The sequence below is a fragment of the Ruegeria sp. G10 genome, from assembly GCF_056533645.1.
In genome coordinates, this window is the sequence record NZ_JBQFOQ010000006.1 from 173,043 (window position 1) to 187,513 (window position 14,471).

A 14,471-nucleotide genomic window follows, 5' to 3' on the forward strand; every position below is an offset into this window, starting at 1 on the left:
AAGACATTTTCCGCAAATTTGCAAATCTTCCGCAACACATCTTGCAAAAAATGCAAAATTGCTAATTAACACAACAAGCCGCAACAGCAGATGGTAATTCCTGCGCGCAGGCTCTAAAGGTGAACCATGCAGTTCAGCGCACCCTCAGTCAGCCGCACACCGCCCACCCTTGCAACGCTTGTGTTGCTGTCGGGCCTGTCGGCACTGAGCATGAACCTGTACCTGCCCAGCCTGCCCTTCATGGCGACCTATTTCCAAACCGACTACAAGACGATGCAGCTGTCGATTGCGCTGTATCTGTTGGTCAACGCGGTGCTGCAAATCCTGATCGGCCCGCTTGCCGACAAAGCGGGGCGCAGACCGGTCCTGCTTTGGGGGCTCGGGTTGTTTCTGCTGGCCACGCTGGGCTGCATCTACGCTCCGACGATCGAGATATTTCTGGCCTTCCGCATGAGTCAGGCGGTGATCGTGGTGGGTATCGTCCTCAGCAGAGCCGCTGTGCGGGATATGTACACGCAGGACAAGGCAGCCTCGATGCTGGGATATGTCACAATGGGCATGGCCGTAGTCCCGATGCTCGGCCCTGCAGTCGGCGGATTGCTCGAAGAAGCGTTCGGTTGGAAAGCCAATTTCTGGCTGCCTTTCGGGCTGGCCGCCCTCGCCCTCTGGCTGACCTATCAGGATTTTGGCGAAACCGCTGCCACCAGCGGCAAAACGTTGGTGCAGCAGTTCCGCGAATACCCAGAGCTGCTGACCTCCCCACGCTTCTGGGGCTACTCGCTGTCCTCGGCTTTGTCCTCTGGGGCCTTCTTCGCCTATCTCGGCGGTGCCCCGTTCATCGGGACCGAGGTGTTCGGCATGACCGCAGCCGAGGTCGGCGTTTACTTCGGGGCCCCGGCCCTTGGGTACTTCTTCGGCAACTTCGTCAGCGGGCGTTATTCGGTGCGCTTTGGGGTCAATCGCATGGTCCTGTGGGGCTGCTGGCTGAACGCCATCGGCGTCCTGATTTCGGCCACCCTGTTTCTGGCGGACATGGGCACTGCGCTCAGCTTCTTCGGCCTGATGACATTTGTCGGGCTGGGCAATGGCATGTCGATCCCCAACGCAACAGCAGGAGCGCTGTCCGTCCGTCCGCATCTGGCCGCCACGGCCTCGGGCCTCAGCGGAGCGATCATGCTTGGCGGCGGTGCGGGCCTCAGCGCCTGGGCAGGTGCTTTGTTAACGCGTGACACTGGCGCAATGCCCCTGCTGTGGCTGATGCTGGCAACCTCGATCCTGGCGATTTTTGCAATCGGCAGCGTCATCTGGCGCGAGAAGCAGCTCGGTCTCTAGGCACTTGCGCCAAAGGGTTTGCAAAGTTAGCCTGAAAATTCAGGAAACTTGCAAAGAACCATCATGGCCACCCAGAAACTCTATGCCGGCGCCAAGCTGCGCGAAATGCGCACGCGCCTGACCCTGACCCAAAAGGAATTCGCCACAAAACTGGGCGTTTCTCTGCCGTACCTCAACCAGATGGAGAACAACAATCGTCCGATCTCGACCACGGTTGTTCTGGCGCTGGCGCAGGAATTCGGCATGGATGTTACCGAGCTCAGCACCGGTGACAGCGAACGGCTCGTCTCCGACATGCGCGAGGCGCTGGCCGATCCAGTGTTTGCCGACATGATGCCGCCTTTGGCTGACCTGCGGCTTACCGCCTCGAACGCGCCAGCATTGGCCCGGGCCTTCATCGAGTTGCACCGCAGCTATCGTCAGACCCACGAACGGCTCGCCTCGCTCGACGAAGCTTTGGGGCGCGAGGACGCCCGCATTCAGGCCAGCCCATGGGAAGAGGTCCGTGACTTCTTCCATTATTGCGACAATTACATCGACGCCGTCGACCGTGCCGCCGAACGGTTCGCAGCCCGCGCAGATGATGCCGGAAGCATCCGCCAGGCGGCCCTGAACAGCCTGTCGGAACGCGGTATTCACGTAACCTTTGGTGATACCGAAACCCTGCGCAGCTACAACGCGGCGGACAAGACTCTGCGCCTGTCTTCACGCGCAACCCCGCAGACCCAAGTATTTCAACTCTTGCTACAGGTGGCGCTGATCAGCCAGGACAAGCTGCTTGAGGCCACGCTCGACTTCGCCCGTTTCCAAAGCGACGAGGCCCGCGCAATCGCCAAGATCGGGCTGGCCAACTACTTCGCAGGAGCCTCGCTGATGCCCTACGCGGCGTTCCTGTCTGCCGCGCAAGAGTACCGCCATGATCTGGAACTTCTCAGCAATCGGTTCGGGGCCTCCATCGAACAGATCGCCCACCGCCTGTCGACCCTGCAACGGCCCGGCGCCAAGGGTATCCCGTTCTTCTTCGTCCGCGTCGATCAGGCGGGAACCATCACCAAACGCCACTCGGCCACGCGGCTGCAATTCGCCCGTTTCGGCGGGGCTTGCCCGCTGTGGAACGTTCACCGCGCCTTTGAAACACCAGGCCATTTTCTGCAGCAGCTGGCGGAAACGCCCGATGGCGTCCGCTATATCTCACTGGCCCGCGATGTGTCTAAATCGGGTGGCTCGTTCGGCGCGCCGGTGCGCCGTTACGCTATCGCTCTGGGTTGCGAAATCCGCCATGCCGAAGCGCTGGTCTACGCCGACAACCTCGACATCACCAACGCCAGCGCGTTCGAACCCATCGGCATCTCGTGCCGCATCTGCGAGCGCCAGACCTGCCATCAACGCTCGGTCCCGCCATTGGAACGCCGCTTGACCATCGACGCCCATACCCGCGGGACTTTGCCTTACGAGGTCACCTGACCTTCTTCTGTTCTAAAATACCTCGGAGAAACTGCCGATAGCGACGGGGGCAGAGCCCCCGCCCTGCTCTTACCCTTTCGACAAAATCGCCCAAATCGCATCCTTGAGTGCCGCACGTTTCTTGCGCAGCTCAACCTCGGCCAATTCCTCCATGGGCTCGACGTTGGTTTCGGCCCGATGAACGATGCGATTGACCTCATGATACTCATCCGCAAGGCGCGCGAAATGCGCGTCCGATTGCTTGAGCTGGCTCATCAATTCGACCTTGTCAGGGAATTCCTCGGCCAGTTCATGCGGGGTGTGGGACATTCGATGCGCTCCTATATCTGCGTTACGTCCCAAGACTAAAGATGCCGCGCAGGTGTTACTTTGACCCGGATCAAATCCGGGGCAAAGAAGGTCGGGAATTATCGTTGTGCAACGGCCCATTCCGGATGAATCCAAGGCCGATCGTTGGCCTTTGGCAATGCATCCCTGCCAAGAAGGTGATCAGAGATTTTCTCACCCACCATGATCGAAGGTGCGTTAAGATTGCCATTGGTAATCTGAGGAAAGATCGAACTGTCGGCCACGCGCAGCCCGTCGACTCCGATCACGCGGCCCTGCGGGTCCACTACGGCCTGTTTGTCGTCCGCCCGCCCCATACGGCAGGTGCCGCAAGGATGGTACGCGCTCTCGGCATGTTCTGCGATGAAAGCATTCAACGCGTCATCGCTTTGCGCGGCAGCGCCTGGCTGTATTTCCTTGCCCGCAAATGGCTTGAACGCCTCTTGTCCGAAAATCTCGCGGGTCAGGCGGATGCAGGTTCGGAAATCCTCCCAGTCCGTTTCATGGCTCATGTAGTTGAACCGGATCACAGGTGCGTCCTCGGCCCGCGCCGAGCGCAAGGTCACCGCGCCGCGTGACGGGGATCGCATCGGTCCCACATGCGCCTGAAACCCGTGCCCCTCAGCCGCCGCCTGCCCATCATAGCGTACCGCCATGGGTAGGAAGTGATACTGAATGTCGGGATATTCCACACCCGGCTTCGACCGGATAAAGGCCGCACTTTCAAACTGGTTCGAGGCCCCAAGCCCTGTCTTGGTAAACAACCACTGCGCCCCGATCATCCCCTTGCTGAGCAGGTTCCAGTGTTTGTAAAGGGTGATAGGCTGCAACGAAGCCTGCTGAATATAAAGCTCCAGATGGTCCTGAAGGTTCGCCCCAACTCCGGGCCGGTCTGCGACCACCTCGATCCCATGCTCGGCCAGATGCGCTGCCGGGCCGATGCCCGACAACATTAGCAGCTTGGGTGAGTTGATTGACGAAGCCGCAAGCACCACTTCGCGCCGTGCCCGGATGAGCTCGCGCTTACCGCCGCGGATCAGTTCGACACCGACCGCGCGTCCGTCTTGAGTCACAACCCGCGCGGCCAGTCCGCGCACAATCTCGCAATTGTCCCGCTTGAGCGCGGGCTTCAGATAAGCATTGGCCGCAGACCAGCGCCGTCCTTTCCAGACGGTCTGCTCCATCGGGCCAAAGCCCTCTTGCTTTTCACCGTTATAGTCGCCGGTGACCTCATAGCCGGCTTGTTGACCGGCATCGACAAAAGCCTTGAACAGAGGGTTCTCTCGCGGACCGCGAGAGACATGCAACGGTCCGTCGGTCCCGCGCCATGTGACATCGCCCCCGTGGCCGCCATCATGCCAGGTCTCCATCCGTTTGTAATAGGGCAGCACGTCCGCGTAAGACCATCCATCCGCGCCCATCTCGGCCCAGGTGCCAAAATCGCGCGCGTGACCACGCACATAGACCATCCCGTTGATCGAGGATGATCCGCCGATCACCTTTCCCCTTGGGCAGGCAAGGCGGCGGTTGTTGAGGTGCGGTTCGGGCTCGGATTTGTAGCCCCAGTCATAGCGAGACATGTTCATCGGATAGCTGAGCGCCGCCGGCATCTGGATGAACGGCCCTGCATCGGTGCCGCCGTGTTCGATCACCAGCACCGAAGCTCCGCCTTCGCTCAGCCGGTAGGCCAACGCGCATCCGGCGGATCCGGCGCCGACGATGACAAAATCTGCTTCCATATTCGTGTCTCCGGTCCCGCGCGGGCCAAGATTTTTCGTCGAAAAATCTTTTTGCCTCCGGCGGGAGTATTTTCAAAAAGATGAAGAGGTTACTCGCCGCGCGGATAGCGCTGGTTTTCTTCCACAACGTTCAGGTCCATGTGGTTGCGCATGTAGCGTTCCGAGGCTTTCTGAAGTGGCTGATAGTCCCACGGATAATAGCCACCCTGCCGAAGTGCTTCATAAACCACCCATCGGCGGGCCTGACTGGCACGGACCTCGGCATCAAAGCGGTCCAGATCCCAGCGCGCCTCGGATTTCGCACGCAAGGTCTGCAAAGTGCCCGCGTGCTCGGGGTGCGTTGCAAGATTGCTGAGTTCATGCGGGTCACTCTCGAGGTCGAACAGCTGATCAGGGTCCAGCGCACAGCGGTTGTATTTCCACTTGCCATACCGCAACGATACCAGCGGTGCGTAGGAGGCCTCGGCGGCATATTCCATGGCCACCGGGGCGGTGCGCGCGGTGCCCTGCGCCAAAGGGACGAGATCTTCGCCATCAGTCCAAGGCGCAATCTCGGCCATATCCACGCCTGCAAGCGATCCCAGCGTCGGTGTCACGTCAATCGTCGATACCGGGGTGTCAATCCGGCCCGCAGGCAGGTCGGGTGCCGAAATCATCAGTGGCACACGGGCCGAGCCTTCATAAAAGTTCATCTTGAACCACAAGCCGCGCTCGCCCAGCATATCGCCGTGATCCGAGACAAAGAGGATGATGGCCTCTTGCCGCGTGCTGTCGAGTACTTCCAGGATCTCTCCGATCTTGTCATCCAGATACGAGATGTTCGCAAAATACGCCCGGCGGGATTTGCGGATGTCTTCTTCGGTAATGTCGAAGCTACGCCAGTCATTGGCGTCGAAAATACGTTTGGAATGGGGATCCTGATTGTCGTAGCCGATATCAGAAACCTCGGGCAGAAGGTGCGCGCAATCCTCGTAGAGATCCCAGTATTTGCGCCGCGCGACATATGGATCATGAGGATGGGTGAAACTGACCGTCACACACCATGGGCGCGCATCCTTGCCGCGCGCCAAATCGTAAAGCTTGGCCTTGGCGTTGTAAGCGACCTCGTCGTCGTACTCCATCTGGTTCGAGATTTCCGCAATGCCTGCGCCGGTGACCGAGCCCATATTGTGGTACCACCAGTCGATCCGCTCACCGGGCTTGCGGTAATCGGGTGTCCAGCCGAAATCAGCGGGGTAGATGTCGGTGGTCAGGCGGGATTCAAACCCGTGCAATTGATCGGGGCCGACGAAATGCATCTTGCCGGACAGGCACGTATAGTATCCTGCACGCCGTAAGTGATGCGCATAAGTCGGGATGTCACTGCGAAACTCTGCGGCATTGTCGTAGACCCCGGTGCGTGACGGCAATTGACCGGACATGAAGCTGGCCCTGCCCGGCGCACATAAGGGCGACGCGGTGTAGGCGTTGGCGAACCGGGTCGAGCGTTCCGCCAGTTTCTTCAGGTTTGGAGCATGAAGCCAGTCGGCGGGACCGTCAGGAAAGAGGGTTCCGTTGAGCTGATCCACCATCAGGATCAGGATGTTCGGCTTTTTCATTTTTCAGCCTCGAGGAAGGTCTCAAGAACACGCAGGGCGTGGTTCACCGCAAGTTGTGGCTCTTGCGGGGCGTTGAGAGCGGAGTGGATGTAAAGCCCGTCGATCAATGCGATCATATCCTCGGCTGCCTCGACCGGGTTCTGCATCAGCGGGCGCAGGGCGTGGATCAGATTGGACCGGATACGCGCCTGATAGACCTGCCAAAGGCGCAGCGCATCGTCGTTGGTCTGCGCAAGCACGTAAAAGGTCATCCATGCCGCGATCACGTCGGGCGTAAAACACGAGGGCGCAAAGCAGGCCCGGATGATGGCCTGTGCACGCGCATTTGCAGGCGCAATCTCAAGCTGGGCGCGTGCTTCGGATCCGAAATCAGACAGGATGCGGCGCATGGCGGCCAGAAAAATCTGCTCTTTGCCGCCGAAATAGTGATGGGCCAGCGCGCTGGACATTCCCGCGCGTTTTGCAATCTGGCTGACCGTAACGTCGAGGGATTTCTGCACACCAAGCTCGGCAATCGTCGCTTGGACGATCGCCTCGCGCCGGATCGGTTCCATTCCGAGTTTCGGCATCTGAGCCCCTCTGCCACATCTGTTGATGCAGAAAAGCTAAGGCGTTTTTATTGACCCGTCAATCAATAACCTTTTTCAACGCGCTGCGGGTGGGTTTTCGGACCCTTGCACCGGCGTCGGAGGCCTGCGCATGATCCGCGCTTCGCGCCAGGTGATGAAACTGAGTGCGCCCAGGATCAGGGTACCTCCGGCGATCACCCAGATGTCGATACGTTCGTGAAACACCAGCGTACCCAGCAGCGTAGCCCAGATCAGTTGCAGGAAGGTCATCGGCTGCGTCACCGCCACCGGAGCCGCCTGCAGGGCCAGCGTCATGAAGTAGTGCCCGGCGGTCGCAAAACTGGCGACGACAAACAAAATCCCCATATCGCGGAGGCTGGGCGGCTGCCACACGGCGATGGCGAAGGGTATCAGCGCAAGCGTCACCCAGATCGACAGATGCGCCACCACCACCGAAGGTCGGATATCGCGGACAAGTACCTTGGCCAGCAGATAGGAACCGCCCAGTGCAAGCGTCGTGCCCAGCATCGCCAGATGGCCGGGCAAGACCTCTCGGAAACCGGGGCGCAGTATGATGATAACTCCGACCAATGCAACACCGATGGCCGCAATCCGGCGGAAAGCAAGCTTCTCACCCAGAAACAGAGCAGCTCCTAAGGTCACGTAAACCGGCGTCAGGTAATTCATCGCGGTGACCTCGGCCAAAGGGATGCGGGTCATTGCGAAAAACCACAGCATGACGGCAACGGCGTGAACGATGCCACGCAGGCCGAACAGGGTCAGATTGCGGCGAGTCAGGCGGGTTTCGAAAATTGCGCGCAGCGCCGGAAGCAGGAAGACCAGCCCCAGAACATATCGCAAAAATGCAGCCTGTATCGGGTTCATGCTGGTGCCGAGGATCTTCACCAGCGCATTCATGCCCACAAAAGACAGACCTGCCGCCAGCATCCAGAACATGCCGGTCAGAGGGCGATAGGTTTCGGGGTGTGCGTTCATAAAAACGGTTGAACACCGGAATTCAGCCGGGAACAACCCTTCACATGACAACAAGTTTCAGTGCGATCAGCAACATGACAACGCCGATCAACGCATCCAGCAGCTGCCACGCGCGTGGGCGCGCAAATACAGGTGACAGAATCCTTGCGCCATACCCCAGCGAGAAAAAGAACACAAAGCTCGACGCCATGGCACCCACGGCAAATCCCAGACGGTCATCATATTGTGCCGAGATTGACCCAATCAGCACGACCGTATCCAGATAGACATGCGGATTCAGCCAAGTGAACGCCATCAGCGTCAGCAAAGCGGTGCGCAGACTGGTGCGCTGGCCCTGACCCAGCTGCATCGCGGCCCCGCCCTGCAGCGCTGATTGAAAACTGCGCAGCGCGTACCAGATCAGAAACGCGGCTCCACCGTAACGCATCACCGGTTCAAACCACGGTACAGCCTTGGCAAGAGTACCGAACCCCGCCACCCCGGCGGCAATCAGTATCGCATCCGAGACCGCACAGGTCAGGCACAGCACAAAGACATGCTCGCGCCGTAGCCCTTGCCGCAGGACAAAGGCATTCTGCGCGCCGATCGCAAGGATCAGGCTAAAGCTCAGGGCAAAACCGGCGATCAGGGACGGGAACATGCGACCTCCTATTGGTTGCGCTATTGACTACAGCTTGCTCGCGGACCTATCAAATTAAAGATAGTAACCTGAATTAAGTACAACTAATGCTACTGGACCCGCATCACCTGTCTGCGCTGTCTGCCATCTTGCGCCATGGCAGCTTTGACGCTGCGGCGGCAGCGCTTTCGGTCACTCCATCGGCGATTTCACAGCGGATTAAGGCGCTTGAGGATCGGGTCGGGGCGGCGTTGATCAACCGCGGAACGCCCTGCACCGCCACGCCGACCGGGTTGCGCATTGCCCGCCATGCCGAGGATATCGGAATCCTTGAGGCGCAGTTAGCGCGCGAGGTCACGCTGGATCGCACCGAGGGCCCTGCCCGCGTGCGCATTGCGCTGCCTGCCGACGTTCTGGCCACCTGGTTCATCGACACCATGGCGCAAACTGACAATATGCTGTTCGATCTGGTGATTGACGATCAGGATCACTCGGCCGACTGGCTGCGTCGCGGAGAGGTCAGCGCTGCGATCACAGTGGGCGGCCAGTCAGTCCCCGGTTGTGATGCGGTAGCGCTTGGAGCGCTGCGTTATCTGCCAACTGCAAGTCCAGCGTTCATGCGCAAGTGGTTCGCCGATGGCATTCATGACCAAACGCTGTCGCGCGCGCCCTGTCTGGTGTTCAGCCGCAAGGACAATCTGCAAAAGACCTATCTGGCCGCACATACCAGCGGGCGCATCTCACCCCCGTCGCATTTTTTGCCCTCGTCGCAAGGCTTCGTCGAGGCCGCAATCGCCGGCTTGGGCTGGGGAATGAACCCCGAAGGGCTGGTACGTGACGCGATATCCGAAGGGGCACTGGTTGAACTGATCCCGAACACTCCGCTGGACATATCATTGACATGGCAGGTCGGGCGGGTTCTGGCCCCTGCCCTGATGCCGCTGACACGTGCGGTCCAGCGCGCAGCGGCCCGGGCGCTGATCCCGCCACGTTAGGCGCGCGATACCTCGGGTTTTGGCGGCTGTACAATGCGATAGCATGCAAACGCCGCCCACAGGCTGACCAGCACGATGAACGCAATGGCCGAGGCAACCTCATGCATATGGGCCACCCCCGCCATTGCCGCAGACAGCAGCACCCCGGCCAGCCGACAGATCGCCTTGATTGCCGCCGCGCCCTGCACGCGCTGGTCTTTTGGAGCAACGTCCAGGAAATACAGCTTGCGCGCGCTGCCGATCCCGGTTGCCGCAACCGATACGATGAATAACGAAATCGCGTGCAGATGGATCGCATGATCGAGATGCAGGTAGTGAAAGCCCAGCAGCACGATCCCCGTCGCCGCCACCATCAGGGTGCCTGTGACCATCACCGCGCGATGAGATTTCATGTTCACAAGCTGCCACAACGGGGCCGAAACCAGATAACCCGATGCCGACGAGATGATCATGGCGGTCAGCCCCTTGGCCGACGCGTGATGCGCCTCGGCCGCGATCAATGCGAAAAACGGCACCGACAGTGTGACGACGACCAACGGCAGACGCATCACCATATAACGCCGGAACCAATCCTGTTCGAACATCCTGACAATGCCTGAGACAACGTCGCGCAACGATGAGCGGTGCGGTTTAGTCGCCCCGTCGGCCTGCTTCTCAGGCGCGGTTTCCGCCATCCCAAGAATGCACAACGCGGAAAACAGGAAGAACAGCACCGACGCGACGATCACTGCCGAATGGCGTGAAAACGGCGGGTTCTCTTTGGTGATCTCGTGCAGCAACAGCGCCAGCCCGATCGCACCAAGGCCACCTGCGCCAAGCTGCAAGTAACGGATGACCATCCGGGATTTCGATTTCAAGTGATCCCCGAACAGGTCAGACAACATCAGCGCCTGGCTCTCTTCGATCAGCCCAATCAGGAAAAACGCCATGACGAAAGCAATCGCAGTCAGCGGCACACTTCCGGTGGCAGCGATCAGCAGGGCCATCAGCAGGCAGCCGCCGATCCCGATTTCGGTCAGGGCGACACCCCGTTTCTTGCGGGCCTGCGCCGCGATGGGGCGCGCAAAGAACACGTCCGAGATCATGCTGCCGACCATGCGGATCGACACCAGCGCCCCGGCGAGAAACATCGGCAACTCCAGCGACACCGCCAGAAACGGCAGCACGACCGAGGGGCTGCCCAGCGTCCACGCGACCTGCGACAGGATGCTTTGCCCTGCCAGAACCGGCACATTGCGCCGCCCCGGATCAGTTGCTTTGGATGCCATCTGCGTTTGCCCTATGCCGCGTGGATCGCGGGGTTTTCCCTGTTGCAAAGAACTGTATAGGGGCAAACTTTGCGGGCCAAGCCCCTCTGACAACGCAAAAACCCGGCTCGGGGGCCGGATTTCTAGTTTGGCTTTAGCACCGCATCAAAGCTGCGCCATGACCTCGTCGGTCGCTTCAAAATTGGTGGTCACGCGCTGAACGTCATCGTCATCTTCTAGCGCGTCCACCAGCTTCATGAGCTTTTGCATGTCTTCCAGACCCAACTCGGTCGTGGTGGTGGGTTTCCACACCAGCTTTGTGGATTCGGATTCGCCCAGCGCCTCTTCAAGCGCGTTCGACACATCATTCAGATCGGTGTCGGCGCACCATATGATGTGACCGTCTTCCGAGCTTTCGACATCCTCGGCCCCGGCCTCGATCGCGGCTTCGAAAATCGTGTCCGCATCGCCCGCTTCCGCCTGATAGACAACCTCACCCTTGCGGTCGAACATGAACCCGACCGAGCCGGTCTCACCCAGGTTTCCACCGTTCTTGGAAAAGGTGGAGCGCACGGTGGAGGCGGTCCGGTTGCGGTTGTCAGTCATCGTCTCAACAATCACAGCCACGCCGTTGGGGCCATAACCCTCGTACCGGATTTCTTCGTAATCGTCGCCTTCGCCCGCAACCGATTTCTTGATCGCGCGGTCGATCACGTCCTTGGGGACCGAGTTCGACTTGGCCTCTTTCACTGCCAGACGCAGGCGCGGGTTCTTGTCGGGATCCGGGTCGCCCATCTTGGCGGCCACGGTGATCTCTTTCGACAGTTTGGAAAACAGTTTGGACCGCGCGGCGTCCTGACGTCCCTTGCGGTGCTGGATATTGGCCCATTTGGAGTGGCCTGCCATGGTGCGTCCTCGTCATCATGTTTGCGTGTTCGGCGCTCATATAGACGTTTGCAGGGGATGGGATCAAGAGACCGGCTTGCCCGACCTGCGCCTGAGGCTATGGTGGCGGTATGACGACAGATCAGATCATTCTTTTTTCCCTTTTCATCGCTGTGTTCGGAATGCTGCTGTGGGGGCGGTTCCGCTATGACCTTGTGGCCTTCACCGCGCTGATGATCGCGGTAACGCTGGGTGTCGTGCCGGTTGATCGCGCATTTGCAGGGTTTGGGCACCCCGCCACAATCATTGTCGCCTTGGTGCTGGTCGTGTCCGCCGGTCTGGTGCGCTCGGGCGCGGTGTTCATGATTACGCGAACCTTGGTGGATGCCTCGCGCGGTCTCGGCGCCCACATCGCGCTGATGGGCGGGATCGGGGCGGTTCTTTCAGCCTTCATGAACAACGTCGCGGCGCTGGCGCTGCTGATGCCGGTCGATATCCAGACCGCCCGCAAGGCGGCGCGCCCGGTTGGTCTGTCACTGATGCCGCTCAGCTTTGCGACGATCCTTGGGGGGATGGCGACGCTGATCGGAACGCCGCCGAACATCATCATCGCCTCGATCCGGGCGGAAACGCTGGGTGAGCCGTTTCATATGTTCGATTTCGCCCCCGTGGGCGGGATCGCGGCCATTGCCGGTCTGGCCTTCGTCGCGCTGATCGGCTGGCGTCTGATCCCCAATCGCGGCGTGCAGCAGGAAACCTCCGAGGCGTTGGCCGAATACATCGCCGAACTGACGATCCCGCCCGAGTCGCCTCATATCGGCAAGCGGGTCAGCGAACTCTATGAGGCCGCCGAGAAGTCCGACGTTGCGATCATCGGCCTGATCCGGGATGGCAAACGCCGCTATGGCCGCTCGACCCACGCAACGCTGCACGAAGGCGATGCGCTGGTGCTTGAGGCGCGGCCCGAGGCGCTGGATGAATTCCGGGCCGCGTTGAACCTCAATTTCTCAGACACCCGCAGACAGGAAGTTCTGACCGCCGAGGGCGACGGGCTGGAGGTGATCGAGGTTGTCGCCCCCGAAAGCGCCCGCATCACCGGGCGCACCGCGCAGGCGCTGGGGTTGGCGTGGCGGCAAAGCACAGTGCTGATGGGCATCTCGCGTCAAGGGCAGCGCATCACCAAACAGGTCCGCAAGACCGAGGTTGAGGCCGGGGACATCCTGCTGCTGCTCTGCCCACGCGACCGAAGCGCCGATGTGACCGAGTGGCTGGGCTGTTTGCCGCTGGCCGAACGCGGCCTGAACGTGACGGCCAATGACAAGGCGTGGCTGGCGATTGGCCTGTTCGCGGCCGCCGTGCTGGCCGCCAGTATCGGGCTGATCTATCTGCCCATCGCTTTGGGTCTGGTGGTGGTGGCCTATGTGCTGACCAAGATCATGCCCATCGCCGATATTTACAATCATATTGAATGGCCTGTGGTGGTTTTGCTTGGATCGATGATCCCGCTAGGCAGCGCTTTGGAGACCTCAGGCGGCACAGAACTTATTGCCAACGCGCTGATCCAACTGACAAACGGCCTGCCCGCATGGGCCATCCTGACCGTGCTGATGGTGGTCACCATGACCCTGTCGGATGTGCTGAACAACACCGCAACCGCCATCGTCGCCGCCCCCGTGGGAATCCAGATGGCCCGCACGCTTGAGGTCTCGCCCGACCCGTTTCTGATGACGGTGGCCGTGGCGGCCTCGGCGGCGTTCCTGACGCCCATCGGGCACAAGAACAACACGCTGGTTCTGGGCCCCGGAGGCTATCATTTCGGCGACTACTGGCGCATGGGCCTGCCGCTTGAGGTTCTAATCATCGCCGTTTCGATCCCCTCGATCCTTGTGTTCTGGCCGCTTTGATGGGTAAAGGCAGCGCATGAAACGCTTTCTGATCCTGCAACTGCGCCCGGAAACCGATGCCTCGGATGCCGAGTATGCTTCGATTCTGGACAAGACCGGCCTGACGCCTGACCAGACCCACCGCATCCGGCTTGATTGCGAGGACCTGCCCGAGGGGCTGGAGGTCACCGATTACGCCGGTGTCATCGTCGGCGGCGGACCGGGCTGCGTCAGTGACGATCCGGCCAGCAAATCTGCGCTGGATGCGAAGATCGAAGGTGCGATCATGGGGCTGATGCCGCAGATCACCGCGCAGGATCATCCCTTCATGGGCTGCTGTTATGGCTTGGGCATTCTGACCGCGCATCTGGGTGGCGACGTCAGCAAACGGCAATATGGCGAACCGGTCGGCCCCTCAGATTGCCGCCTGACCGCGGATGGCACGCAGGACCCGCTGACCGCTGGTCTGCAGCCGGAATTCGAGGCTTTTGTCGGCCACAAGGAAGCCGTGCAATCCCTGCCCGATGGCTGCGTGCATCTGGTGGCCTCGGACCCCTGCCCGTTCCAGATGATCCGCTGGGGGCAGAACGTCTATGCCACCCAGTTCCACCCCGAGGCCGATGCGCATGATTTCGAAGAGCGCATCCATATCTATAAGGATCATGGCTATTTCCCACCCGAAGATGCGCAGTCGCTGATTGATATGTGCCACGCCGCCGATGTCACCCAACCAGGTGAAATCCTGCGCCGGTTCGTGCAACGCTACGGGTGACCCAACGGAGCGGTTGCCTGATCCACGACCCCTCGCATAGGCTGG

At 60.3% G+C, this 14,471-nt stretch carries 13 protein-coding genes; 5 read left to right on the forward strand and 8 right to left on the reverse strand.

From position 1 onward, the window contains the following. Window positions 1-126: 126 nt before the first annotated feature. Window positions 127-1,332: a multidrug effflux MFS transporter gene (locus tag ACR0KM_RS12415; RefSeq protein ID WP_480859973.1), complete on the forward strand. Its 1,206-nt coding sequence runs from the start codon at window positions 127-129 to the stop codon at window positions 1,330-1,332. A 63-nt stretch (window positions 1,333-1,395) separates the two neighbouring features. Next, complete coding sequence (locus tag ACR0KM_RS12420) at window positions 1,396-2,796, forward strand: helix-turn-helix domain-containing protein (RefSeq protein WP_480859974.1); 1,401 nt, start codon at window positions 1,396-1,398, stop codon at window positions 2,794-2,796. Between the two features lie 69 nt (window positions 2,797-2,865). Here the strand turns inward: ACR0KM_RS12420 and ACR0KM_RS12425 are convergent, their stop codons facing one another. The 6 genes from ACR0KM_RS12425 to ACR0KM_RS12450 form a co-directional block, all read right to left on the reverse strand. Further along, a complete protein-coding gene (locus tag ACR0KM_RS12425) occupies window positions 2,866-3,105 on the reverse strand; it encodes an HP1242/YdcH family protein (RefSeq protein WP_480822813.1) in 240 nt (79 codons plus the stop codon). 98 nt (window positions 3,106-3,203) lie between these two features. Beyond that, on the reverse strand, window positions 3,204-4,862 hold the full coding sequence (betA, locus tag ACR0KM_RS12430) for a choline dehydrogenase (protein ID WP_480859978.1): 1,659 nt from the start codon (window positions 4,860-4,862) through the stop codon (window positions 3,204-3,206). A gap of 89 nt (window positions 4,863-4,951) precedes the next feature. Beyond that, entirely contained in the window at window positions 4,952-6,460 is a 1,509-nt protein-coding gene (gene betC / locus ACR0KM_RS12435) for a choline-sulfatase (protein WP_480859979.1), read from the reverse strand. Continuing rightward, the gene (gene betI, locus ACR0KM_RS12440; protein WP_480859981.1) at window positions 6,457-7,029 is read right to left on the reverse strand and encodes a choline-binding transcriptional repressor BetI; all 573 of its coding nucleotides are present in this window, start codon (window positions 7,027-7,029) and stop codon (window positions 6,457-6,459) included. The genes betC and betI overlap by 4 nt, the downstream gene beginning before the upstream one ends. A gap of 75 nt (window positions 7,030-7,104) precedes the next feature. Next, window positions 7,105-8,025 (reverse strand): DMT family transporter, encoded by a 921-nt coding sequence (locus ACR0KM_RS12445; protein ID WP_480822821.1) that lies wholly within the window; start codon window positions 8,023-8,025, stop codon window positions 7,105-7,107. A 40-nt stretch (window positions 8,026-8,065) separates the two neighbouring features. After that, window positions 8,066-8,665: a LysE/ArgO family amino acid transporter gene (locus ACR0KM_RS12450; protein WP_480859983.1), complete on the reverse strand. Its 600-nt coding sequence runs from the start codon at window positions 8,663-8,665 to the stop codon at window positions 8,066-8,068. 86 nt (window positions 8,666-8,751) lie between these two features. Here ACR0KM_RS12450 and ACR0KM_RS12455 point away from each other — a divergent pair, with 86 nt between their 5' ends. Further along, window positions 8,752-9,639 (forward strand): LysR family transcriptional regulator ArgP, encoded by an 888-nt coding sequence (locus ACR0KM_RS12455; protein WP_480859985.1) that lies wholly within the window; start codon window positions 8,752-8,754, stop codon window positions 9,637-9,639. Here the strand turns inward: ACR0KM_RS12455 and ACR0KM_RS12460 are convergent. Together ACR0KM_RS12460 and ACR0KM_RS12465 are read right to left on the reverse strand one after the other, a co-directional pair. Then, entirely contained in the window at window positions 9,636-10,907 is a 1,272-nt protein-coding gene (locus tag ACR0KM_RS12460) for a permease (protein WP_480859987.1), read from the reverse strand. The two genes, ACR0KM_RS12455 and ACR0KM_RS12460, sit on opposite strands and share 4 nt — an antisense overlap. A 144-nt stretch (window positions 10,908-11,051) precedes the next feature. Next, entirely contained in the window at window positions 11,052-11,792 is a 741-nt protein-coding gene (locus ACR0KM_RS12465) for a YebC/PmpR family DNA-binding transcriptional regulator (RefSeq protein WP_480859989.1), read from the reverse strand. A 110-nt stretch (window positions 11,793-11,902) separates the two neighbouring features. On the opposite strand from ACR0KM_RS12465, the gene ACR0KM_RS12470 reads away from it, so the two are divergent. Continuing rightward, window positions 11,903-13,675 (forward strand): SLC13 family permease, encoded by a 1,773-nt coding sequence (locus ACR0KM_RS12470; RefSeq protein WP_480859991.1) that lies wholly within the window; start codon window positions 11,903-11,905, stop codon window positions 13,673-13,675. 16 nt (window positions 13,676-13,691) lie between these two features. Further along, window positions 13,692-14,426 carry a glutamine amidotransferase gene (locus ACR0KM_RS12475; RefSeq protein ID WP_480859992.1) on the forward strand — a complete coding sequence of 245 codons (735 nt, stop codon included), beginning with the start codon at window positions 13,692-13,694 and terminating at the stop codon, window positions 14,424-14,426. Window positions 14,427-14,471: the final 45 nt, after the last annotated feature.

Excerpts from the sequence above, each read along its gene's own strand:
- betA (WP_480859978.1), bottom strand. The coding sequence starts at position 4,862 with ATGGAAGCAGATTTTGTCATCGTCGGCGCCGGATCCGCCGGATGCGCG.
- ACR0KM_RS12455 (WP_480859985.1), top strand. The coding sequence starts at position 8,752 with ATGCTACTGGACCCGCATCACCTGTCTGCGCTGTCTGCCATCTTGCGC.
- ACR0KM_RS12475 (WP_480859992.1), top strand. The coding sequence starts at position 13,692 with ATGAAACGCTTTCTGATCCTGCAACTGCGCCCGGAAACCGATGCCTCG.
- ACR0KM_RS12445 (WP_480822821.1), bottom strand. The coding sequence starts at position 8,025 with ATGAACGCACACCCCGAAACCTATCGCCCTCTGACCGGCATGTTCTGG.
- ACR0KM_RS12450 (WP_480859983.1), bottom strand. The coding sequence starts at position 8,665 with ATGTTCCCGTCCCTGATCGCCGGTTTTGCCCTGAGCTTTAGCCTGATC.
- ACR0KM_RS12415 (WP_480859973.1), top strand. The coding sequence starts at position 127 with ATGCAGTTCAGCGCACCCTCAGTCAGCCGCACACCGCCCACCCTTGCA.
- ACR0KM_RS12465 (WP_480859989.1), bottom strand. The coding sequence starts at position 11,792 with ATGGCAGGCCACTCCAAATGGGCCAATATCCAGCACCGCAAGGGACGT.
- ACR0KM_RS12460 (WP_480859987.1), bottom strand. The coding sequence starts at position 10,907 with ATGGCATCCAAAGCAACTGATCCGGGGCGGCGCAATGTGCCGGTTCTG.
- ACR0KM_RS12425 (WP_480822813.1), bottom strand. The coding sequence starts at position 3,105 with ATGTCCCACACCCCGCATGAACTGGCCGAGGAATTCCCTGACAAGGTC.
- ACR0KM_RS12470 (WP_480859991.1), top strand. The coding sequence starts at position 11,903 with ATGACGACAGATCAGATCATTCTTTTTTCCCTTTTCATCGCTGTGTTC.
- ACR0KM_RS12420 (WP_480859974.1), top strand. The coding sequence starts at position 1,396 with ATGGCCACCCAGAAACTCTATGCCGGCGCCAAGCTGCGCGAAATGCGC.
- betI (WP_480859981.1), bottom strand. The coding sequence starts at position 7,029 with ATGCCGAAACTCGGAATGGAACCGATCCGGCGCGAGGCGATCGTCCAA.
- betC (WP_480859979.1), bottom strand. The coding sequence starts at position 6,460 with ATGAAAAAGCCGAACATCCTGATCCTGATGGTGGATCAGCTCAACGGA.